The following is a 21,347-nucleotide window of genomic DNA, read 5'->3' as shown; positions in this document are numbered from 1 at the left end:
CGGCCGGGGGTTGAGCGGTCCCGTTCAGCCGTCGCAGGGCCGGTCGTAGGACAGCCGGGGCAGGTACTCGTGCCAGGTGTCCGGGGTCAGCACGCCCCGGGTCAGGGCGCACACGCGCTGCACGGCCCGGTCGACGTCGAGGTCCCACAATCGGATGGAGTCCGCTCCGCTCGACACGGCCAGCATGCCGCTGCCCGGGTTGAACGCCAGGTAGTTGCCCGCCCTCGCGCTGGTCATGGACTGGCCGATCGCGTCGGCCGCGGCCGGGTCGGAGACGTTCCACAGCCGCACGGTGCTGTCGTTGCCGCCGCTCGCCAGCGTGCGCCCGTCGCGGCTGAAGGTCAGCGCCACGACCGCCTCGGAGTGGCCGGTCAGCCGCTTCCGCAGCACCGCCCGGGCGGGATCGGACACGTCCCAGAGGCGGACGGAGGTGTCGTCGCCCGCGCTGGCCAGCGTCCGGCCGTCACGGCTGTAGGCGAGGACGTTGACCGCGCCGAGGTGACCGCGGAGCGGGGCACGGACCAGGGAGACCCGGCCCGGGTCGGCCACGTTCCACAGCCGGATCGTGCCGTCCGCGCTGCCACTGGCCAGTGTCCGGCCGTCCGGCCCGAACGCCAGGTGGTTGACGTAGCCCTTGTGCCCGGTCAGCGGCGTGCCGAGCGGACGCGGGCGGGAGCGGTCGGAGATGTCCCACAGCCGGATCGTGCGGTCGTCGTCGGCGGTGGCCAGCGTGCGGCCGTCCGGACTGAAGGCGAGCGGATCGGCGTACCGGATGCGCAGCGGGACGGGCGGGCCGTGGGCGACGGGACGCGCGGGATCGCCGACGTTCCACAGCTGCACGGCCCGGTCGCCGGTCACCACCGCCAGGGTGCGGCCGTCCGGTGAGAACTCCAGCGAGCGCACGTCCCCCTCGCCGGGGCGGAACGGCTCGCCCAGCCGCACCGGCCTGCTCGGCGCCCGTACGTCCCAGAGCCGCAGCCGCCCGTCGCGCCCCGCCGTGGCCAGCACCTGCCCGTCCGGCCGGAACGTCCCGGTCCGGCCGGTCATGTCCGACCGCGGCAGCGCCCACAGCCGCACCTTGTTGTCACCCGCGCCGGTGGCCAGGGTGCGCCCGTCGGGACTGAACCCCAGCGCGAACATCTCACCGCTGCTGCCCGCCAACGGCCCGCCCACCTGAGCGGGATGCGCCGGATCGGCCACCTTCCACAGACTCGCCGTGGTGTCCGAGCTGGCGGCGGCGAGCATGCCCCCGTCGGGGCTGAACGCCACCGACCAGACGGGCCCGGTGTGGCCGGTCAGCGGCGTTCCGACGGCCTCGGGGGGATCAGATCCGGCCATGTTCCACAACCGCACCGTGCCGTCCTCGCCCCCGCTGGCCAGCGTCCGCCCGTCCGGGCTGAACGCCACCGAGTGCACGGTGGAGGTGTGGCCGGTCAGCGGCCTGCCGGCCGGCTCGGGACGCCCCGGGTCGGTCGTGTCCCACAGGCGGATCGTGCCGTCGTCGCCGCCCGCCGCCAGGGTCCGGCCGTCCGGGCTGAACGCCACCGAGCGCACGGCGGCCGTGTGCCCGGTCAGGGGCGCGCCCAGCGCCCGCGGCCGGCGCGGATCGGCCATGTCCCACAGCCGAACGGTCCGGTCGTCGCTCGCGGAGGCCAGCGTGCGGCCGTCCGGACTGAAGGCGATCAGGTAGATCGTGCCGTCGTGCCCGGTCAGCGGCTTCCCGAGCGGCACGGGACGGCTCGGGTCCCGCACGTCCCAGAGCCGGATGGTGCCGTCGTCGGACGCACTGGCCAGGGTCCGGCCGTCCGGGCTGAAGACCGCGCTGCTCACCCAGCTGGTGTGGCCGGTCAGCGGCTCGCCCAGGGGCTCGGGCCGCTGCGGGTCGGCCACGTTCCACAGCCGTACGGTGCGGTCGTAGCTGGCGGTGGCGAGGGTCTGGCCGTCGGGGCTGAAGGTCGTGAGGTAGACGGCGCCGGTGTGCCCGGACAGGGGAGTGGCCAGCGGGGCGTTCACGACGGAGATCAGCCGGCTGTTCGCACCCTCGTCGTCGGGCCGCAACCGGTGGGCGACCAGGTCGAGCTGGGCCGACAGCGACGGGTCGGTGTCCCGGACGCGGTCGGCCTGCGCGAGCACCTGCTCGAACACCGCCTCGTCCCGCTGCTTCCAGGCGATCACGGCCGCGCCGACCGCCAGCAGGGCCAGTGCCATCAGCGACGCCACCGCGGCCCGGCTGATCCAGATGACACGCCGGCGCAGCCGCACGGACGCGGCAAGGAACTCCACCGCGCTGCGGGTCAGGAAGGTGTCCCCGGCGGACTTCGCCCAGCCGTGGGCCTGTTCCAGGCGGGAGCCCCGGTACAGCAGCGACGAGTCGCGGTGCGACTCCTCCCAGGCCCGGCCGTCCTCCTCCAGGCGCTGACGCAGCAGATTGTCCTGCCGGTCCTCGTCGATCCAGTCGCGCAGCCGCGGCCAGGCGTGCAGCAGCGCCTCGTGCGTGATCTCCACGGTCTCCGCGTCGAGCGTCACCAGCCGGGCGCGGACCAGTGCCTCCAGGGACTCCTCGGTCTTGCCGGGATCGGCCGACTCCTCCGCGAGCTGGCGCCGGGTGCCGCGCCGCCGCGTGGCCTGGGTGTCCTCGCCCAGCCGCACCAGCCGGAGCAGGAGCAGCCGGGCCGCCGTGCGCGCGGCCGGGTCGAGGCGGGACCAGGCCCGTTCGGCCGTCGCCGCGACGGCACCCTGGATGCCGCCGGCCGCGCGGTAGCCGGCCAGGGTCAGCCGGCCCCCCTTGCGGCGCTGCCAAGTGGCCAGCAGGGCGTGCGACAGCAGCGGCAGCGCGCCCGCGTCGTGCGCCCCGCGGGGGCCGTCCGCGCTGACCTCCCGGACGATCAGCTCCGCGAGGCCGGGCTCCAGTTCCAGGCCGACCGCCTTGGCCGGGCCGGTCACCGCCTCGCGCAGCTCGGCGGCGGTCAGCGGCCCGAGCACCATGTGCCGGTGCTGGAGGGCGTCGGCCAGCTCGGGGTACCGCAGGCACCGCTCGTAGAAGTCCGCGCGGACGCCCAGGACGACGATCGCCGGGGCCGGTTCGCCGGGGGCGGCGGGAGAGCAGGCGGCGTGCAGCGCCTCGACGAAGATCCGGCGCTCGGTCTCGTCGGGACAGAGCGTGAACGTTTCCTCGAACTGGTCCACGATGACGACGGGACGGGCACCCGACGGATCCTCGCGCCGGGCCCAGGCGGTGACGGCGGCTCGGACGGCGGCGGAGAAGGGGGGAGTACCGGGTTCCGGGGCGGAGGCCGAGGTCGCGGGGCCGGTGGCGGGGGCGCCCGGTGGTGGGGGTGGGGGTGAGAGTGGGGTCGTTGTGGGGGTGGTGGGCCGGGCCGTGGGGTGGAGCGCCGCGCCGGGCGGGTCCGGCGAGCCGGCCGGATCGGGGTGCCCGCTCGAGGCGGTCTGACTGGGGGAGGTGGGGGTGGGGTGGCCGCTGGGGCTGTCGTGACCGCCGGGGGTGGGGTGGCCGTTTGCGTCGGGGTGGGCGCTGGGGGCGGGGTGACCGTTGGCGTCGGGGTGGCCGCTCGGGGCCGGGTGGCCGCCCGGGTCGGCCTCGTCGCGGTGGCCGGCCGAGCCGTGGTGGTGAGCGCTCTGATCGGCTCGGCCGCTGTGACCGCTGGGGGCGGGGCGGCCACCGGCATCGGCATGGCCGCTGAAGTCGGCCTGGCCGCTCGGGGCAGCCGAGTCGGTTGCGTCCGCGGCACCGGGAGGGGCGTCCTCGTCCGGGGCGACACCGTGGGCGACGCGGTCCGGAGCGGCACCGTGAGCCACGCGGTCCGAGGCGGTGCCGTGAGCCACGCGGTCCGGGGCGGTGCCGTGGGCGTTCACCTCCGAGGTCGCCCGGGAGGCATCCCCCTCCGCCGCCCTGCCCGGGGCATCGCCCTCCGGCGACGTCCCCGCCGCTCCCCCGGGTCCCCGCACGGCCGGGAGGACCGAGGCCAGTTCGGGCACGTGCCGGGTGAGTTCCGCCAGCGGATCACTGCCCGGCAGGAGTTGCGCGACCAGCCTCTCCCGCCCGGCCCGCCCGGCCCGGCCGCCACCGTCCGCGTCGGGCGCGGCGGCGTCGTCGGCCAGCGCCCCCTCCCGCAGGGCCGGCACCAGACCGGCGTTCAGCAGGGAGGACTTTCCCGCTCCCGACGCGCCGACCAGCATCACCAGACCGCCGGCCGGCGGCACGGCCGCCAGCTGCTCGACGAGCGCGTCCGTACTGCGCTCCCGGCCGAAGAACCAGCGGGCGTCCTCCAGCCGGTAGGAGGCGAGTCCTCGGTACGGGCACACCCAGCCGGGGGCGGGCGCGGGATCGGCCGGGGCCTGCTCCTCGGCCGGGGACGCCGCCGGACGTTCGCCGGCCGGCCCGGCCACCGCGCTCTCCCACAGCCGCTGCCACTGCCCGACGTCGTACAGACCGGGGGACACCGGGGTCGGCCGGGCCCTGCGCGCCTCGGGTATCAGCACCTGCAACACCGCGGCGAGGGCGGCGAAATGGGCCGGTACGTTCCGGGCCCGCCGCCAGTCGCTGATGCGCTGGGCGGACACCCGCACGGGCCGCCCGCGTTCGTCGACCCGCTGCAACCGCACGACCGCTTCGGAGACCCGCTTGAGCGGGGGATTGCCGGCTTCCTTGTACAGCAGGGCGAGGCGTTCCGCGAAGGCGGTGCGCGCCCCCGAGTCGGAACCCAAGGTCTCCCCTCCTCACTTCCGATCGCCTGGACGTCCGGTCCGGAAAACTCACTCTATATCGCTGACCTGCGGCAACGCCGTCCGCTGCACCCCGGAACCTCCTCCTCCGTGGCCTGAAATGGCAGGATCCGGACGCAGCAGCGCACCCCATCCGGACACCTTCCGTCCGAGCCGACGACGGCAGGCTCCACCGTTCGGTACCGGTCCCCACGAGGGGAGGGACCGGTACCGGACGACGTGGTCGGCCTCCCCGGCTCGGTGCGCTCCCAACCCCCGGATTCAGCCGGTGACGCGCTGGGCAGGGAACACCTGGAACGCACGGCAGGCGACGGCGTCCGGAGGGGGACGAGGGATTCATGAAGGTCTCGGTCGAACGCGATCTCTGCTATGGCTCGGCCGAGTGCGCGTACCGGGCCCCGGACGTCTTCGAGTTCGTCGACGGCTACGGCGTCGTCCGCCCGGGGCGCGCCGAGTCGGGCGACGACCCGCGGGTGAGGGAAGCGGCGGAGAAGTGCCCGAGCCAGGCGATCGCCCTCACCGGGACACCGGACCCGCCGGCCGGCCCCGGCGCCGGATGACGGCACCGGGCCTGCTCGCGGTCTTCGCCCACCCCGACGACGAGTCCCTGTCGGCCGGCGGCGTCCTCGCCCGGCACGCGTCCGCGGGCGGTCGGACGGCGGTGGTCACGGCGACCTGGGCGGCGGACAGCCCCCGCGCGGCGGAACTGGCCGACGCGCTCCGGCTCCTGGGCGCCGGCGCACCCCGGATGCTCGGCTGGGCCGACTCACGCGTCCCGCACTCGGCTCCCGGCAGACCGCGGCTGTGCGACGCCCCCCTGGAGGAGGCGGTGGGCGCTCTGGTGGCGCAGATCCGTGCCGTACGCCCGGAGACCGTGGTCACCCATGACGCCTACGGCGGTGTCACCGGCCACGAGGACCACGTCCACACCCACCGGATCACCCTGCTCGCCGTCCACGCCGCCGGACTCGAACGCCTCTACCCGGACGCCGGCGCGCCCTGGCGGCCCAGCGCCCTGTACCTGGCCACGCACCCCCACTCGGCGGTCCGGGCCTGGGGCGAGTACCTGGCCCCGGCGGGCAAGGGCCTGCGCACGGTCCCGGACGACCACGTCACCGTCACGGTCGACGTCACGCCCTGGCTCGACTGGAAGGTCGCCGCGGTACTGGCCCACCGCACGGAGGTCGAACGCGGAGCGGTTCCGGCCCTGATCGCGGGCCTCACCGGGCCGGAGCGCCGACGGCTGCTCGGCACGGAGTTCTACACCCGCCACGACCTGCTCCCCACGCCACCGCCCCGGACGGACGGCCTCGCGTAGCAGGCCCCCGATGCCGGCTCACTGCTCGGCGGAGCCGCTCCACCGCAGCCGGGACAAGGCGCGGGCCCGCGCCTCCACGACGGCCATCCGGGCCTCCCGCTCACCCCGTTCCCCATGGGCCGCCTGCCCGGTCACCTGCCCCTCCCACTTCCGGTACAGCAGCCCCACCTCGGCCGAGAACCAGCCCCGGCTCACCGCGGAGAGCGCGAGCAGCAGCCCCGTGTCCTCGGAGGCGGGCAGGGCCATCCATCCGCCGAGCGCGAGCAGCAACTCCCGCCGCACGCACAGCGAGGCGGGGTGCACCGGGGCGATGAAGTCCCCCGCCTTCCACTGCTCCAGCACGGTCCCGCGCTCGATCGGTCCCTCACCGGGGTCCCCGGGAAACCCGACGGTCGTCCCGTCGGGCAGCAGATCGAGGACCCGGGAGGTCACCCAGCCGATACGTGGATCGCCCTCCAGCACGGCGACGTCCCGCGCGAGCACGCCGGGCGTCAACTGGTCGTCGGCGTCCAGCACTTTCACGTACGGCCCGTCCGCACGGGCCAGGGCGATGGTCCGGGCCACCCCCGGCCCACCGGCGCGCCCCTGCCGGAACGTCACGCGCGGATCGCTCGGCACGTACGGCCGCACCTCGGCGCTCTCCCCGTCCTCCTGCACGACCCATCGCCACCGCCAGCCCGCGGGCAGCCGCTGCTCGCACAGGGACGCGTAGGCCTGCGGCAGGAACCGGGCATGGGGCCCGTGCACAGCGGTGACCACGACGACACACCGACCGCCGACGACGACCACCCCTCACCTCATCCCGCCGGCGCCCAGGACCCCGCGACGCCGACCTGCACCCCGAAAGCCTACGGAACCGCGCACCCCGGCCACCGCCCACCCGGGACACACGAACGGCCCCCGGCCGAGGAGGACTCGGCCGGGGGCCCACAGCACGGGGTGCGCTAGCAGCGGGTGACGGTCTTGGCGCTCTCGGCCTCGTCGTTGAAGACCCAGCCGTACTTGAGGTTGGTGATGGAGGTGTGCGGCTTGACGCAGATCGAGTAACCCGAGTAGTCGTCGTTGTCGTAGACGCGGACGTTGTAACCGGAGTTGTTGATCAGCGACGTGATCTCGTTGTCACCGTTCCAACCGTCGATCTGGTACTTCTGGTTGGCGCCGGTGGGCTTCCAGTTGACGTACTTGCTGCCGGTGTAGCTGGCGTCCTCGTACATGCAGATGCGACCGGAGTCGCACGTCCAGTCGGCGACCCTGGCCGGAGCCTTCTGGTCCGCCTGGGCCGGGACGGTGCCGAGACCGACCACCGCGGTCGTCACGGCGAAGGCCAGGGCCGCACCGCGACCGAGCCGGCCGATGACGGACGTCGTCGAACGTGTCATGTGTTGCTCCCCCTTGTCACAAGGCACTGGTCGTGTGCCACGGGCTCCGCCCGAGAACGGAACCCGCTCGAACTCCTCCGGCCATGACAGCGGTTGAGCACTTCACGCCCGAAGAAGATCGCTGACGAGCCTAGGAAGCGATCAGTCGCGGATCAACCGGATATCTCCCCCGAGCGCCCGCGTCCGGCCCCGGGCACGCGGAAGGGGTGCCCCTCCGGAGAGTGGCACCCCTTGCGTACTGCGCTGTCTATGACCTGCGCGGAGGCGGTGGGATTTGAACCCACGGTGACATCGCTGCCACGACGGTTTTCAAGACCGTTCCCTTCGGCCGCTCGGGCACACCTCCCCGCGCCGGCCGGGATCGGCGGCGCGGGGACAAGGGTAACGGGTCGGTGCGGGCGGGTGGGTCAGTCGCCGACGCGGGAGCCGAGCGTGACGTCGACCGTGCGCTCCTTGCCGTCGCGCTCGTACGTGAGGGTGACCTTGTCGCCGGGCTGGTGCGTCCAGATCTCGCCGATCAGGGTGGGACCGGAGTCGATCACGCGGTCGTCGAGCTTGGTGATGACGTCGCCCGGCTTGAGACCCGCCTTGGCGGCCGGACCGCCCGGCTCGACCGGCGCGGAGCTGCCCGCGCCCTCGTCCGTGATCTGCGCGCCGCCGGAGCTGTCGTCCAGGGAGACGGACGCGCCGATCTTCGCGTACACCGGCTTGCCGTTCTTGATCAGCTCCTGGGCCACGTACTTGGCCTGGTTGATCGGGATGGCGAAGCCCAGGCCGATCGAACCGGACTGGCCCGTGCCGAAGCCTCCGTTGCCGGTGGACTGGATCGCGGAGTTGATGCCGATGACGTTGCCCCGCCCGTCCAGCAGCGGCCCGCCGGAGTTGCCCGGGTTGATCGAGGCGTCGGTCTGCAGGGCACTCATGTAGGAGGCCTGGCTGCCGCTGCCGTCGCTGGAGGCCACCGGGCGGTTCTTGGCGCTGATGATGCCGGTCGTCACCGTGTCGGACAGGCCGAAGGGGGCGCCGATGGCGATGGTCGCGTCCCCGACGGCCACCTTGTCCGAGTCGCCCAGGGTGAGCGGCTTCAGGTCGGAGGGGGCGTTCTTCAGCTTGATGACGGCCACGTCGTAGCCCTGGGCGTTGCCGATCACCTCGGCGTCGTACTTCTTGCCGTCCGGGAACGTCGCGGTGAGCTTGCCGCCGTCCACCGCGTCGGCCACCACGTGGTTGTTGGTGACGATGTGGCCCTGCTTGTCGAAGACGAAGCCGGTGCCCGTGCCGCCCTCGCCGCTGGTGCTCTCGGCCTGGATCGTGACCGTGCTCGGCAGCGCCTTGGCGGCCACGCCCGCGACGGTGCCCGGGTCGCGCTTGACGTCCCCGCCGTTGGTCGAGGCCGACACCGTCGTCGAGCCGGTGTTGTCGTCGTTGTCCTTGGCCAGGGTGTAGCCGAGGCCGCCGCCGACACCGCCGGCGACCAGCGCGGCGATCAGGATCCCGGCGATCAGACCGCCCCGCCCGCGACCGGACTTCGGCGCCGGCTGCTGGTACGACGATCCCCAGCCGCCCGGTCCGGAACCGGCACCGCCGTCGCCGTACGGGCCGGCCGGCGGCGGGGGCGGCGGCCAGGACGGGTCCGGGGCGGAGGAGGAGACACCGGGGCCGGCGGGACCGGCCTCACCAGCGGGGCCCTGCCCGTGAGGTCCCTGCCCCTGGGGGGCCTGACCGTACGGTCCCTGGCCGGCCTGTGCCTGCGGCGCCGGAGCAGCAGGAGCGTCCACCGGCACGGGGGGTGCGGACGGGGCGGGGGGTACCGCGTTGCCCTCGTTCTCGGTGCTCACAGCTTCTCTCCTCGATCCACGGCTGTTTCCTGGGTTGCACTCGGTCGTGCTCCGCACGCGTCCGCGCGACCGGCCCGGCGCGCCTGCGGCGTGCTTGTCCCTTTGTATGCCGTCAGCTTTTCCCACGGGCCGTCAGAGCACCATAAGCGGCCGCTGTGCGTCCGGGGTCGTTCTTTATATAGGTCATTACCGGCAAAAAGGATGCAATCCCTGTGCCGCCGTCCGGACCCGCGCCCGCGCGGAGTCCCTCCGAGCGGACGCGTACCCGCCCACGGTGGCACCATGACGCGGTGACCCACGCACGACAGCACGTCATTCAGGTCGTCGCCCACCGCGGTGCCTCCGAGGATGCCCCGGAACACACCCTGGCCGCGTACACCAAGGCGATCGAGGACGGCGCCGACGCCCTCGAATGCGATGTGCGCCTCACCGCCGACGGCCACCTGGTATGCGTGCACGATCGACGGATCAACCGTACGTCCAACGGCCGCGGCGCCGTCTCCGCCCTGGAGCTCGCCGATCTCGCCGCCCTCGACTTCGGCTCCTGGAAGACGCGCGAGGCCTGGAAGGGACGCGACGAGGAACCGGACTGGGAGCACCGCCCGGAGGACCGCGAGGCCACCTCCGTGCTGACGCTGGAGCGGCTGCTGGAACTCGTCGCCGACGCCGGGCGCCCGGTGCACCTGGCCATCGAGACCAAGCACCCCACCCGCTGGGCCGGGCAGGTCGAGGAGCGGCTGCTGACCCTGCTGAAGCGGTTCGGCCTGGACGCCCCGGTCTCCGCCGGCGAGTCGCAGGTGAGGGTGATGAGCTTCTCGGCGCGCTCGCTGCACCGTGTGCGTGCCGCCGCGCCGACCCTGCCGACGGTGTACCTCACACAGTTCGTCTCGCCCCGGCTGCGCGACGGGCGGCTGCCCCCGGGGATCGGGATCGCCGGCCCCTCGCTGCGGATCGTGCGCAGTCACCCCGCGTACATCGAGCGCCTCAAGCGGGCCGGCCACCAGGTGCACGTGTGGACGGTGAACGAGCCCGAGGACGTGGACCTGTGCGTCGGTCTGGGCGTCGACGCCATCATCACCAACCGCCCGCGCGCGGTGCTGAACCGGCTCGGCCGCTGAAACTTCCGTCCCACGCGTCACGTGCGCCTCGTGCACATCCCTTGACCCCGCACCCCGGCAGGCACGATCCTCGCATCTCGGCCACACCGATGATTTCCAGCCATACGGTCACCGGGAGTGCACCGACGCGTTCGTCGCGTGCCGGCCGCCGAAGTGCGTCACCGGAGGTGGATTGGCCGGTTTCCGGCACAGGCCCATGGGGCATCCACACCGTGGCGTGGGGCGAAGGAGGTCTCGGGGGTGGCGTTGGTGGTGGCACGGGAGGTGCCCACGTCGTCGAGCATGGCCGTACCCCATGGCCCTGCGGGCGTGGGCGAGGCGAGACACCGGATGCGCACGCAGTTGCGCAGCGGTGGGGTAGCGGAATCGGTCATCGACGACGCCGTACTGATCCTTTCCGAGCTGTTGAGCAACGCGTGCAAGCACGGCAGGCCCCTGGGCGACGCACTCTCCGGTGACGGCGACGTCCGCGCCGCGTGGCGGGTGGACCCGGCCGGCCGGCTGGTGGTCGAGGTCACGGACGGCGGCGGCCCGACCCGCCCCGCCCCCGCGACCCCGTCGGTCACGGCTCACGGCGGCCGCGGTCTGAACATCATCACCGCGCTCGCCGACGACTGGGGCGTGCGCGACGACGTCCACGGCGAGGTCACGGTGTGGGTCGTCGTCCACGACGACGTGCACGACCCGGACGCCGGCCACCGCCGCGACGACTTCGCGACGCGCGTGACGGCCCCGCCCGTCTCCCGGACGGCCGGACTGGACTTCGCGGACGCCTTCGACGAGCTGGGCTGAAGTCCCGCCCGCCGACCGGAGCGACGCTCTCGCCGCCGACGGGGTGAAGCCCCCTCCGCCGGCCGGGACGAGGATCATCCGCCGGCCGGGGCCGAGGACCCTCCGCCGATCCCGTCGAGGCCGCGCTGCGCGGCGGGGACGGCGTTGTCCACAGGAACCCGACGCCCCGGGCACGAACGGCTAGGCTCGCGACCGTACGAGACGAGCCGTAACCGGGAGACCCATCGATGGCCAAGAAGCGACCCCAGACGAAGGCCAAGCGCCCGCAGATCACGGACGGCGAGGTCCCGGTCGTCGGTGCCCGCGAGCCCTGCCCGTGCGGCAGCGGCCGGCGGTACAAGGCCTGTCACGGCCGGGCCGCCTCGCACGCCGCGACCGAGCTGGTCCACCGCCCGTTCGAGGGCCTGCCCGGCGAGTGCGACTGGGTCGCCCTGCGCGAGCTGGTCCCGGCGGCCACGGTCGAGCTGACCCTCAAGGACGGACTGCCCGAGGGCGTCCCGTCGGTCACGCTGGCCACGGTGCTCCCGATGGCCTGGCCCGCCCTGCGCCGCGACGACGGCTCGGTCCTGCTCGGCCTGCAGAACGACACCTCGTCGGGCGACATCAGCCGCGACCTCGCCGACACCCTGCAGCAGGCGCTGGAGGCCGCGCCGGGCACGCCCGTCCAGGGCCGTCGCGCCCCGGCCGGCAGCCCACGGCTGCAGGACCTGCTCGACCCGGAGGGCGCCTTCGAGCCAGAAGTGCACAGCGGTTTCGAGTTCTGGGTGCCGGACGCGGAGAACGCCACGCCGGAGGTCGCCGCCTCCCTGGAGCGGGCCAACGCCGCGGCCATCCCGACCGTCAAGCTCCAGGGCGTGGACGCCGCGTACTGGTGCGAGACACCGGAGAAGAACCACCTGCGCTGGGTCATGCCGCACCCGGAGGAGCAGCTCCTGGACGCCCTCGCGCGCCTGCACGCCGCGGGCCGTTCCAGCCTCGGCGAGGGCACGCGCCTGGTGGGCTCCTTCCGCGCCCACGGGCTGACGGTGCCGGTCTGGGACCTGCCGAGCGGTGTCACGGCCGAGGACGTGGAGAAGCCCGCGGCGGAGTTCGCCGAGCGCCTCGCCACCGCCCTGGCGGAGGACACCCCGCTCACGCCGGAGGAGCGCCGCGCGCGCGGCGGCCTGACCAACCGGCAGGTCACGCTGAGCTGACGGGCGCCGTGGGCACTCCGGCCGGCCGGGTCACCGGCGGGCCGGACCGGCGCGCCCGGGCGGGACCACAACTCCCGTCGCGGACAAGCCAGTCGGTGACCGGAAAGGCGAGTTCGAATTTGCGAACCGCCGATCTCTTGTTACCGTTCCTGTAGCCCGGTTGCTGGTGCATCCCCCGTCGCCAGCAACCGGGTCTTTCCTTGTGCGCAGACCCTCACCGTACGCAGTTGCTCGTCAACTGCTGGTCCACGCAGGTGAGTTGCTTCCCGAGCGCAACAGCAGCGGGCCCTGCCCGCCCCGCCGGGCGAACTCGGTGACGGCGGTGTACGCCGCCAGGTCCCCGCGCAGGAGTTCCCTGGGGGTCTCGCAGGTTCCCGGCTCGTCCCCGGCGCCCACCGCGCAGGTGATGCGCACGGTCCGGTCCCCGGGGGCCATCAGACTCAGCACGGCGTCCAGCGCCGACCCCGTCGCATTGCGGTAGTAGGTGCGCGCCCAGGTGTGCGCGCCCCGGGCGACGACGCAGGTCTGCGCCTCGATGCCGTCGGGGGAGGCGAGTTCGGGTCCGCAGCGCACGGCGGACGTCACGTCCCGCCCGGGCGCACGCGCCGCAGGCGATGATCCCGGGCGGGGGGACCCCGCACGGGAAGACTCCGCACGGGAAGACTCCGCACGGGAGGACTCCGCACCGGCCATGGGCGCCGGGGGTCCGGACCGTGAGGCCCCCGAGGCAGCCACGGCCAGGGGCAGGGCGACCGCGCATGCCACCACCGTGCCCGCCAGGGCGATCAGTCTGACCTTCCGGGGATCCCGGGCGAGGCCCCGGGCATGACGCCGCATGGCCCCGGCATACAACGCACCGGGGCGGGACGGCGCTCGGCGCGCCCGGCGGGCCTAGAACTCGGGCGCGCTCACACCCGTACGAGTGAGGACGTCGACCACGGCGTCCACCACGGCCTCGACGTCCGGCACCCACGGCGAGGCCGAGCCGGGCAGCGGCGCGCGCTCCCAGCGGATCTCGCCCCGGCCCGCCTCCGACGGCGGCAGCGCGAGGTAACCGCCCTCACCGTGGAAGCGGAGCGAGCCGGGCACGAAGTCCTTGGCGTAGAGCAGTTCGCCCAGCTGCTCCAGGGAGTAGGGCTTCACGAGGATCGCCCAGCGGGTGGGGGAGGCGACGACCGGGCCGAGCCGCATGCCCTGCCGGTCGAGGACCTCCAGGGCGCGGGCGGCCGGGGCGGCCGGCAAAGAGACCGCGCAGGGCGCCTTGCCCCCGGTGGCCAGGACGATCGGCGCCGTCGGCCGGTTGCCCCACCACCAGCGGACCATGCGCGCGTCGGTGGTGGCCGCGAGGAGGCCGGGGTCGAAGGGGTGCGCGCCGGGCACCGTGCATTCCGGGTCGGGGCAGGCGCAGCGGTCCGGCCGCTGCGGGTCCGCCGTCACGCCCGGGAGTACGGGCCACTGCCATTCCGTCGCATAGGTCAGGGCCGCGCCGATGAGCTCAGGCGTCCCGTCACCGCGCTGGAACAGGAGCCTGCGTCGCCTTCCGGGGATCTCGCGCATGAGCGCTCGTCCTTTCCGTTGCACGCCTGGCAACACCGTGGTCCATCACAACATGTGTCGATCACTTCACTGTGCGTACCTGTTGGCGCATCACACCCCTGCCGCGAGCAAGGGGAACCCCTCCGGGTCGAGCGTGGGCTGCCTCCGCGGCCGTCCCGCCCATACTGCGTTCATCGAAAGCACGGGCGTGGCGTAGGGGTGGCGAAGTATGGCGTTTGCCGTCGCGCGTATTTCTCTCCGCCTCCGCCACGGGAGGATGGGGCACGGTCGTCGGTGGATAGGACGCCCGGTTCCGTCACCAGGTTCCGGGTGATTCCCGACCACCCCTGGCCTTCTCCGAGTACGTACCCATCACGACCGTTGTGACGCTCCGTCGAGCAAGGCCAGTCGACCGCAATAACCCGTCCACTGCGGCAGTTTTAAGCCAAGTTCGCTTTTCCGCAAGAGGAAGGAAGGACTTCTCTTAAGCCTCACTGACACCAGGAATCCCGGCAGGACAATGCTGGACATCTCCTTACGAGTCCGTGTACATGTGGAGACACTGCTGGCGGCGCAGAACGACATGGGGGTTTGCGATGCTTTTGAGCAGTACGCGCCGGTCGGAAGGCCGGACGCCATGAACGCCCCGCACCCTCCGAAAGTGGCTGGAATCGATTCAACGGTTCCGGCCCCCGCACACACTGTCGCGCCCGTCGCGAGTACCTCCCCGGCCTCCCCCGCAAACCCACCCGCCCCACCCGGCGCAGTACTTCAGGACCGCCTCGCCGGCTGGGTCTCCGACCTGACCACGCTGCACGAGCTCACCGAACGGCTGGCCCGCACCGCCACCCTCGACGAGGCCCTGCACGAACTGCTGCGCGCCGGAGCCGCCCTGGTCGGCGCCAGACGCGGCCTCGTCGTCCTGGAACCCGGCGACGGACTCGGCCCGGACAGCACCATCGGCCTGGGCCTGGGCCGAGCCGACCTCGGCCACATCGAGACCGTGCCGCGCAGCGCCCTGTCCTACGGCCGGATCCTCGACGGACTGCCAGGCGGCGAGGGCGGCATCGCCGACCCCGACCTGTTCGCCGAGGAAGGACTCGACCCCCGCCACCGCCAGGTCGCGGCCCGCCTCGGCTACGCCGCCAGCTACGCCCTGCCCCTGTCCACCGAGTCCGCCGGCCGCCTGGGCGCCGCCGTCTGGCTCTACGACGAGCCCGCCGAACCGGGCGAACGCCAACGCCACCTGGCGGGCCTGTACGCGCGCTACGCCGCCGAGCACCTCGCCCGCCTCCTGGAACTGGAGCGCACACGCGCGTCCATGGCCACCATGTCCGAGGAGCTGCTGCCCGCCCGGCTGCCCCGGGTGGCCGGTGTGCGGCTCGCCGCCCGGCACCGCACCGGCCCGCACGGCGGCGGCGACTGGTACGACGCGCTGCCGCTGCCCGACGCCGCCCTCGGTCTCGCCGTGGGCTCCGTCACCGGCGCGGGGCCCAGCGCGGTCGCGGCGATGGGCCGGCTGCGGGCGTCGCTGCGCGCCTACGCCGTGATGGAGGGGGAGGACCCGGTCGCGGTCCTGTCGGACCTGGAGCTGCTGCTGCGGCTGACCGAACCGGCCCGCTCGGCCACCGCGCTGTTCGGTTACTGCGAACCGGCCGCCCGCAAGATCACGCTGGCCGGTGCCGGGCACAGCCCACCGCTGCTGATCGGGCCGCGGCGCACCGAGTTCGTCGAGACGTCGGTCTCCGCCCCGCTGGGCATGCTCGCCTGCTGGGAGGCGCCGAGCGTCGAGATCCTCGCCGAGCCCGGCGAGACCGTCCTGCTCTACACCGACGGGCTGCTGCACCGCACGGGCGAGGCCACCGACCGCGCGTTCGCCCGGCTGCACGCGGCGGCGGCCGGAGTGCCCCGGGCCCTGCGCGGCGACCCCGGGGCGATCGCCGACCACGTCCTGCGCAGTGTCCTGCCCGACGGGCTGGACGCGCAGGAGGGCGCCGAGGACGTCGTGCTGCTGGCCGCGCACTTCGAGTAACGCTCCTCGTCACCGGCCCTGGGCCCCCTTCCGCGCCGCCGTACAGTGGAGGGGGTCCAGTGCCGTACCGAGGAGGATGACCGTGGCCGAGGAGCTCACACCGGAGACCCCGGAAGAGAGCGAAGAGCCGATCAAGCAGCGGAAGAACGGGCTGTACCCGGGCGTGTCCGACGAGCTGGCCGAGAACATGAAGAGCGGCTGGGCCGACACCGAGCTGCGCGACCTCGCGCCCATCCCCCAGGCCGCCGAGACGGCCGCCCGCCGGGCCGCGCTGTCCGCGCGTTTCCCCGGCGAGCGCCTGGTGATCCCGGCGGGCAACCTGAAGACCCGCTCGAACGACACCGAGTACGCCTTCCGCGCCTCCGTCGAGTACGCCTACCTCACCGGCAACCAGACCGAGGACGGCGTCCTGGTCCTGGAGCCCAAGGACGGCGGCCACGAGGCGACGATCTACCTCCTGCCGCGTTCGGACCGCGACAACGGCGAGTTCTGGCTGGACGGCCAGGGCGAGCTGTGGGTCGGCCGCCGCCACTCCCTCACCGAGGCCGGGAAGCTGTACGGCATCCCCGCCTCCGACGTGCGCGAACTGCCCGCCGCACTGCGCGAGGCCACCGGCCCGGTCCGGGTTGTGCGCGGGTACGACGCCGGCATCGAGGCCGCGCTGACCGACAAGGTCACCGCCGAGCGCGACGAGGAGCTGCGGGTCTTCCTCTCCGAGGCACGGCTGGTCAAGGACGCGTTCGAGGTCGGCGAGCTGCAGAAGGCCGTCGACTCGACCGTGCGCGGCTTCGAGGACGTCGTGAAGGTCCTCGACAAGGCACAGGCGACCTCCGAGCGCTACATCGAGGGCACCTTCTTCCTCCGCGCGCGCGTGGAGGGCAACGACGTCGGCTACGGCACCATCGCCGCCGCCGGGCCGCACGCCTGCACACTGCACTGGGTGCGCAACGACGGCCCCGTGCGCGCCGGCGACCTGCTGCTGCTCGACGCGGGTGTGGAGACGCACACCTACTACACCGCCGACGTGACGCGCACGCTGCCGATCGACGGCCGGTTCACCGAGATCCAGCGCAAGATCTACGACGCCGTGTACGAGGCCCAGGAGGCCGGCATCGCGGCCGTGCAGCCGGGCGCCAAGTACCGGGACTTCCACGACGCGGCCCAGCGGGTGCTGGCCGAGAAGCTCGTCGAGTGGGGCCTTGTCGAGGGGCCGGTGGAGCGGGTGCTGGAGCTCGGCCTCCAGCGGCGCTGGACGCTGCACGGCACCGGCCACATGCTCGGCATGGACGTGCACGACTGCGCGGCGGCCCGGATCGAGAGTTACGTCGACGGCACGCTGGAGCCGGGGATGTGCCTCACCGTCGAGCCCGGCCTGTACTTCCAGGCCGACGACCTGACCGTGCCGGAGGAGTACCGCGGCATCGGCGTCCGGATCGAGGACGACATCCTCGTGACCGAGGACGGCAACCGGAACCTCAGCGCCGCGCTGCCCCGGCGCTCCGACGAGGTCGAGGCGTGGATGGCCGCCGTCCAGGGCTGACGACGCCCTGGGGCGCGGGGGAACCGTATGGCAGGCTCCCCCGCGCCCCGCTGTGCCGTGCCGCCTGTTGTGCCTGGTCAAGAAAGAGCAGGTCAGCGCTGGTTGACGTATGAGATCATGGCCGACCTTGCCGGGCCGACTCGGGGAACGGGCGCGATCACCATGAACAACGTTCAGACCGCACTGACCATGCAGGACGCCATCCTCACCCTGCAGAAGTACTGGAGCGACAACGGCTGCATGATCACGCAGCCGCTGAACACCGAGGTCGGTGCCGGTACGGCCAACCCCTCCACCGCCCTGCGCGTGCTCGGCCCGGAGCCGTGGAGCGTGGCCTACGTCGAGCCCAGCGTGCGGCCGGACGACTCGCGCTACGGCGAGAACCCCAACCGGCTGCAGACGCACACCCAGTTCCAGGTGATCCTGAAGCCCGATCCGGGCAACCCGCAGGAGCTGTACCTCGGCAGCCTGCGCGCCCTCGGTGTCGACCTCAACGCCCACGACGTGCGGTTCGTCGAGGACAACTGGGCCTCACCCGCGCTCGGCGCCTGGGGCCTGGGCTGGGAGGTCTGGCTCGACGGCATGGAGATCACCCAGTTCACCTACTTCCAGCAGGTCGGCGGAGTCGCGCTGGACCCGGTGTCGGTGGAGATCACCTACGGCCTCGAACGCATCCTGATGAACCTTCAGGGCGTGTCCCACTTCAAGGACATCGCGTACGCCCCGGGCATCACCTACGGCGAGGTGTTCGGGCAGAACGAGTACGAGATGAGCCGCTACTACCTCGACGACGCGGACATCGACACCAATCACCGGTTGTTCGAGTCGTACGCCGCCGAGGCCCGGCGCCTGCTCGACCTGGAACTGCCCGTCCCCGCCTATCTGTACGTGCTCAAGTGCAGCCACACCTTCAACGTGCTCGACGCGCGCGGTGCCATCAGCACCACCGAGCGGGCCAAGGCGTTCTCGCTGATGCGCGGGCTGACGCACGAGACCGCGAAGCTGTGGGAGCAGCGCCGGGCGGCACTGGAGCACCCGCTGGGCGTGGCGGCCGTACCGGCCCCGGCCGAACGGGCGCCGCTGCCCAAGGTGTCCGGCGTCGAGACCCTGCTGTTCGAGATCGGCGTGGAGGAGCTGCCGTACGCGGACGTCCCCGCCACCACCGAGGCCGTGCGCGCGTCGATCACCGCGAAGCTCGCCGAGACCCGGCTGGGCCACGGGACGATCACCGTGATGGCGACGCCCCGGCGCATCGTGATCACGATCGACGGCGTGCAGCCCCGCGAGCACGACACCATGCGGACCGTACGGGGCCCCAAGGTCGCCGCCGCCTACAAGGACGGCGCCCCCACCCCCGCGCTGCTCGGTTTCGCCCGCAGCCAGGGCGCCGAACCCGCCGATGTGCGCACGGTCGAGGTCAACGGCACCGCGTACGTGGCGGTCACCCGGCACGAGGAGGGCCGCCCGGCCGTCGAGGTGCTCAGCGATCTGCTGGCCGAGGTCGTGTCCGGTCTGCGGGCCGGGCGCAACATGCGCTGGAGCGATCCGGGCCTGTCGTTCTCCCGCCCGGTGCGCTGGCTGCTGGCGCTGCTGGGCCGCACGCCTCTGCCCGTGGTGGTCTCCTCGCTGTCCTCGGGCGACACCACCCGGGTGCAGCGCCAGGCCCCCTACCCGGAGGTCCGGGTCACCTCCGCCGAGGGCTATCCGCACTTCCTGCACATGCACGGCATCCTCCTGGACCGGGACGCCCGGCGCGGTGCGGTCGTGCGGGGTGCCGTGGAGGCGGCCGCCGAGGTGGGCGGGCGGATCGATCTGGAGGCCCAGTCCGGGCTGATCGACGAGATCACGGACATCCTCGAGTTCCCCTACGCCGTGCGCGGGTCGTTCGACGAGCGCTACCTCGAACTGCCCGCGAGCGTCCTGACCACCGTGATGCGCAAGCACCAGCGCTACCTGCCCGTGCTGGACGGCGACCGGCTGATGCCGCACTTCGTGACCTTCGCCAACGCCCTGTGCGACGACGACGTGGTGCGGGCGGGCAACGAGGCGGTGCTGCGCGCCCGCTACGAGGACGCCGCGTTCTTCTGGCGGGCGGACCTGAAGGTGGCACCCGAGGAGTTCCGGCGGCGCCTGGACAAGCTGACCTTCGAGGACCGGCTCGGCACGGTCGCCGACCGTGCCGACCGGCTGGCCAAGCTCGCCCTGGACCTGGCCGGACGCGCCGGGCTCCAGGAGGAGACGGTGGCGGTCGTCCGGCGGGCCGGTGCGCTGGCCAAGTTCGACCTGGCCTCCCAGATGGTGATCGAGTTCTCGGGGCTGGCCGGTGTGATGGCGGAGGAGTACGCCCGTCACGCCGGGGAGTCCGCCGAGGTCGCCCGTGCCCTGGCCGAGATGGAGCTGCCGCGCGCGGCGGGTGGGGAGCTGCCCGCCTCGGACGCGGGGGCCGTCCTGTCCCTGGCCGACCGGTTCGACCTGGTCACGGGCATGTTCATCATCGGGGCCGCACCGACCGGCAGTTCCGATCCGTACGGGGTGCGCCGGGCCGCGATCGGGCTGCTCAACGTCCTGCGCAGCCTGCCCGCCGTGGCCGGCGTCCGGGTGCGCGAGGGACTGCGCGCGGCGGCCGTGCGCTACGCCGCGCAGGGCGTCGAGGTGCCCGCCGAGCGGGTCGCCGAGGCCGCCGAGCTGATCACCCGGCGCTATGAGCAGCAGCTCACGGACGCCGGGCACGAGCACCGGCTGGTCCAGGCCGTCCTGGTGTGGGCCGACCGGCCCGCCCACGGGGACCGCACGCTGGCCACGCTGGAGCGGCACGTCGGCAGCGAGGCGTTCGAGGCGCTGGCGGCCGCCTTCCAGCGGGTCGTGCGGATCCTGCCCGAGGGCGGCGTCGCAGAGGCCGACCTCTCCGTGCTGACCGCTCCCGCCGAACTGCGCCTCGCCGAGAGCGCCCGGGCCGTTCGGGAGGCCCTGCAAGGCCGTGAGGACGATCTCGGCGCGCTCATCGAGGTCTCCGCCCCGCTGGTCGAGGCGATCGCCGCCTTCTTCGACGAGGTGCTGGTGATGGACCCCGACCCGGCGGTCCGGGCGGCGCGGCTGGCGCTGCTGACGGAGGTGGCGGGGCTGGCGCGGACGACCCTGGACTGGGGAGCGCTGTAGAGGACCGGGGGCGGGGCGGACGTTTCACGTGAAACACCGTCCCGCTGCTGGACGGGGGCCGCTGTCAGACCGACATGACCGGCGCTGTCAGACCGCCATCAGCGGTGCGTTCTCGCGCCACTTCAGGACCTTGTCGAAGCTCACCACGGCTCCGCCCCGGCCCGGCTTGTTCCCGATGTGCACGTGGTCGGCGAGCTCCTCGATCAGGCACAGGCCCCGGCCGTGCTCCGCGTCCGTGTGAGCCGGCCTGATCTGCGGCCGGGGCCGCTCGGCGGACGCCCCGGGGAAGCCCGGGCCCGCGTCCGCGACCTCGATCCGGCAGGTCTCGCCGTCGAGGTACGCGGTGACCCGGTAGGCCTCCGAGCCCGGGCCGCAGCCCTGCTCCCCACCGTGCTCGACGGCGTTGGCGCAGGCTTCGGTGAGGGCCACGGAGAGGTCGTAGGAGATGTCGGGGTCCACGCCCGCGGTTTCCATCGTGCCGATCAGCAGGCGCCGGGCGAGGGGCACGCTCGCGGCGTCCCGCCGCAGATGGAGTGACCACCAGATGCTCATGCTCCAGCCTCCTGGCTGTGCCTCGACATACCGTTACGTATTGCCCTCAGTCCCCGGGTGTAAGCGTGAAGTCGTCGTCAGGCCGCCCATATGGCGGATGCGGGCTGGTCCTGATCGGTGTATGTAGGGGCGGGCGGGGCCAGAGGGTGA

At 73.3% G+C, this 21,347-nt stretch carries 15 protein-coding genes and 1 tRNA gene; 8 read left to right on the top strand and 8 right to left on the bottom strand.

Annotation, left to right across the window (positions count from 1 at the left end):
* Positions 1 to 24: 24 nt before the first annotated feature.
* Positions 25 to 4,725: a WD40 repeat domain-containing protein gene (locus ACZ4M5_RS26015; protein WP_467740222.1), complete on the bottom strand. Its 4,701-nt coding sequence runs from the start codon at positions 4,723 to 4,725 to the stop codon at positions 25 to 27.
* Between the two features lie 356 nt (positions 4,726 to 5,081).
* On the opposite strand from ACZ4M5_RS26015, the gene ACZ4M5_RS26010 reads away from it, so the two are divergent.
* Both ACZ4M5_RS26010 and ACZ4M5_RS26005 read left to right on the top strand, forming a co-directional pair.
* Positions 5,082 to 5,303: a ferredoxin gene (locus tag ACZ4M5_RS26010; protein ID WP_467740221.1), complete on the top strand. Its 222-nt coding sequence runs from the start codon at positions 5,082 to 5,084 to the stop codon at positions 5,301 to 5,303.
* Complete coding sequence (locus tag ACZ4M5_RS26005) at positions 5,300 to 6,061, top strand: PIG-L deacetylase family protein (protein ID WP_467740220.1); 762 nt, start codon at positions 5,300 to 5,302, stop codon at positions 6,059 to 6,061. Before ACZ4M5_RS26010 ends, ACZ4M5_RS26005 begins: the two co-directional genes overlap by 4 nt.
* An 18-nt stretch (positions 6,062 to 6,079) precedes the next feature.
* Here ACZ4M5_RS26005 and ACZ4M5_RS26000 read toward each other — a convergent pair whose 3' ends face one another.
* The 4 genes from ACZ4M5_RS26000 to ACZ4M5_RS25985 all read right to left on the bottom strand — a co-directional run bounded on the left by ACZ4M5_RS26000 (position 6,080) and on the right by ACZ4M5_RS25985 (position 9,278).
* A complete protein-coding gene (locus ACZ4M5_RS26000; protein ID WP_467740219.1) occupies positions 6,080 to 6,820 on the bottom strand; it encodes a glycosyltransferase family 2 protein in 741 nt (246 codons plus the stop codon).
* 185 nt (positions 6,821 to 7,005) lie between these two features.
* Positions 7,006 to 7,440 carry a peptidase inhibitor family I36 protein gene (locus ACZ4M5_RS25995; RefSeq protein ID WP_467740218.1) on the bottom strand — a complete coding sequence of 145 codons (435 nt, stop codon included), beginning with the start codon at positions 7,438 to 7,440 and terminating at the stop codon, positions 7,006 to 7,008.
* Between the two features lie 259 nt (positions 7,441 to 7,699).
* Positions 7,700 to 7,786, bottom strand: a tRNA-Ser gene (locus ACZ4M5_RS25990).
* Between the two features lie 61 nt (positions 7,787 to 7,847).
* On the bottom strand, positions 7,848 to 9,278 hold the full coding sequence (locus ACZ4M5_RS25985) for a S1C family serine protease (RefSeq protein WP_467740217.1): 1,431 nt from the start codon (positions 9,276 to 9,278) through the stop codon (positions 7,848 to 7,850).
* A gap of 290 nt (positions 9,279 to 9,568) precedes the next feature.
* Here ACZ4M5_RS25985 and ACZ4M5_RS25980 point away from each other — a divergent pair, with 290 nt between their 5' ends.
* The 3 genes from ACZ4M5_RS25980 (at position 9,569) to ACZ4M5_RS25970 (ending at position 12,381) form a co-directional block, all read left to right on the top strand.
* On the top strand, positions 9,569 to 10,396 hold the full coding sequence (locus ACZ4M5_RS25980; RefSeq protein WP_467740216.1) for a glycerophosphodiester phosphodiesterase: 828 nt from the start codon (positions 9,569 to 9,571) through the stop codon (positions 10,394 to 10,396).
* Between the two features lie 153 nt (positions 10,397 to 10,549).
* A complete protein-coding gene (locus tag ACZ4M5_RS25975; protein WP_467740322.1) occupies positions 10,550 to 11,188 on the top strand; it encodes an ATP-binding protein in 639 nt (212 codons plus the stop codon).
* A gap of 227 nt (positions 11,189 to 11,415) precedes the next feature.
* Positions 11,416 to 12,381 (top strand): DUF5926 family protein, encoded by a 966-nt coding sequence (locus ACZ4M5_RS25970; RefSeq protein ID WP_467740215.1) that lies wholly within the window; start codon positions 11,416 to 11,418, stop codon positions 12,379 to 12,381.
* 234 nt (positions 12,382 to 12,615) lie between these two features.
* Here the strand turns inward: ACZ4M5_RS25970 and ACZ4M5_RS25965 are convergent, their stop codons facing one another.
* Entirely contained in the window at positions 12,616 to 13,218 is a 603-nt protein-coding gene (locus tag ACZ4M5_RS25965) for a hypothetical protein (RefSeq protein WP_467740214.1), read from the bottom strand.
* A gap of 54 nt (positions 13,219 to 13,272) precedes the next feature.
* Positions 13,273 to 13,938, bottom strand: a complete 666-nt coding sequence (locus ACZ4M5_RS25960) for a bifunctional DNA primase/polymerase (RefSeq protein WP_467740213.1) — start codon at positions 13,936 to 13,938, stop codon at positions 13,273 to 13,275.
* A 499-nt stretch (positions 13,939 to 14,437) separates the two neighbouring features.
* Here ACZ4M5_RS25960 and ACZ4M5_RS25955 point away from each other — a divergent pair, with 499 nt between their 5' ends.
* The 3 genes from ACZ4M5_RS25955 (at position 14,438) to ACZ4M5_RS25945 (ending at position 20,645) form a co-directional block, all read left to right on the top strand.
* Positions 14,438 to 15,949 carry a PP2C family protein-serine/threonine phosphatase gene (locus ACZ4M5_RS25955; RefSeq protein WP_467740212.1) on the top strand — a complete coding sequence of 504 codons (1,512 nt, stop codon included), beginning with the start codon at positions 14,438 to 14,440 and terminating at the stop codon, positions 15,947 to 15,949.
* Between the two features lie 82 nt (positions 15,950 to 16,031).
* Positions 16,032 to 17,489 (top strand): aminopeptidase P family protein, encoded by a 1,458-nt coding sequence (locus ACZ4M5_RS25950; protein ID WP_467740211.1) that lies wholly within the window; start codon positions 16,032 to 16,034, stop codon positions 17,487 to 17,489.
* 162 nt (positions 17,490 to 17,651) lie between these two features.
* A complete protein-coding gene (locus ACZ4M5_RS25945) occupies positions 17,652 to 20,645 on the top strand; it encodes a glycine--tRNA ligase (protein WP_467740210.1) in 2,994 nt (997 codons plus the stop codon).
* Positions 20,646 to 20,732: 87 nt separating this feature from the next.
* Here ACZ4M5_RS25945 and ACZ4M5_RS25940 read toward each other — a convergent pair whose 3' ends face one another.
* Complete coding sequence (locus tag ACZ4M5_RS25940; RefSeq protein WP_467740209.1) at positions 20,733 to 21,197, bottom strand: ATP-binding protein; 465 nt, start codon at positions 21,195 to 21,197, stop codon at positions 20,733 to 20,735.
* Positions 21,198 to 21,347 lie beyond the last annotated feature (150 nt).

This window comes from Streptomyces sp. NPDC026246 (genome assembly GCF_055567995.1).
Note: the sequence above shows the minus strand (reverse complement) of the source record. Positions and strands in the feature narration are given on the sequence as shown.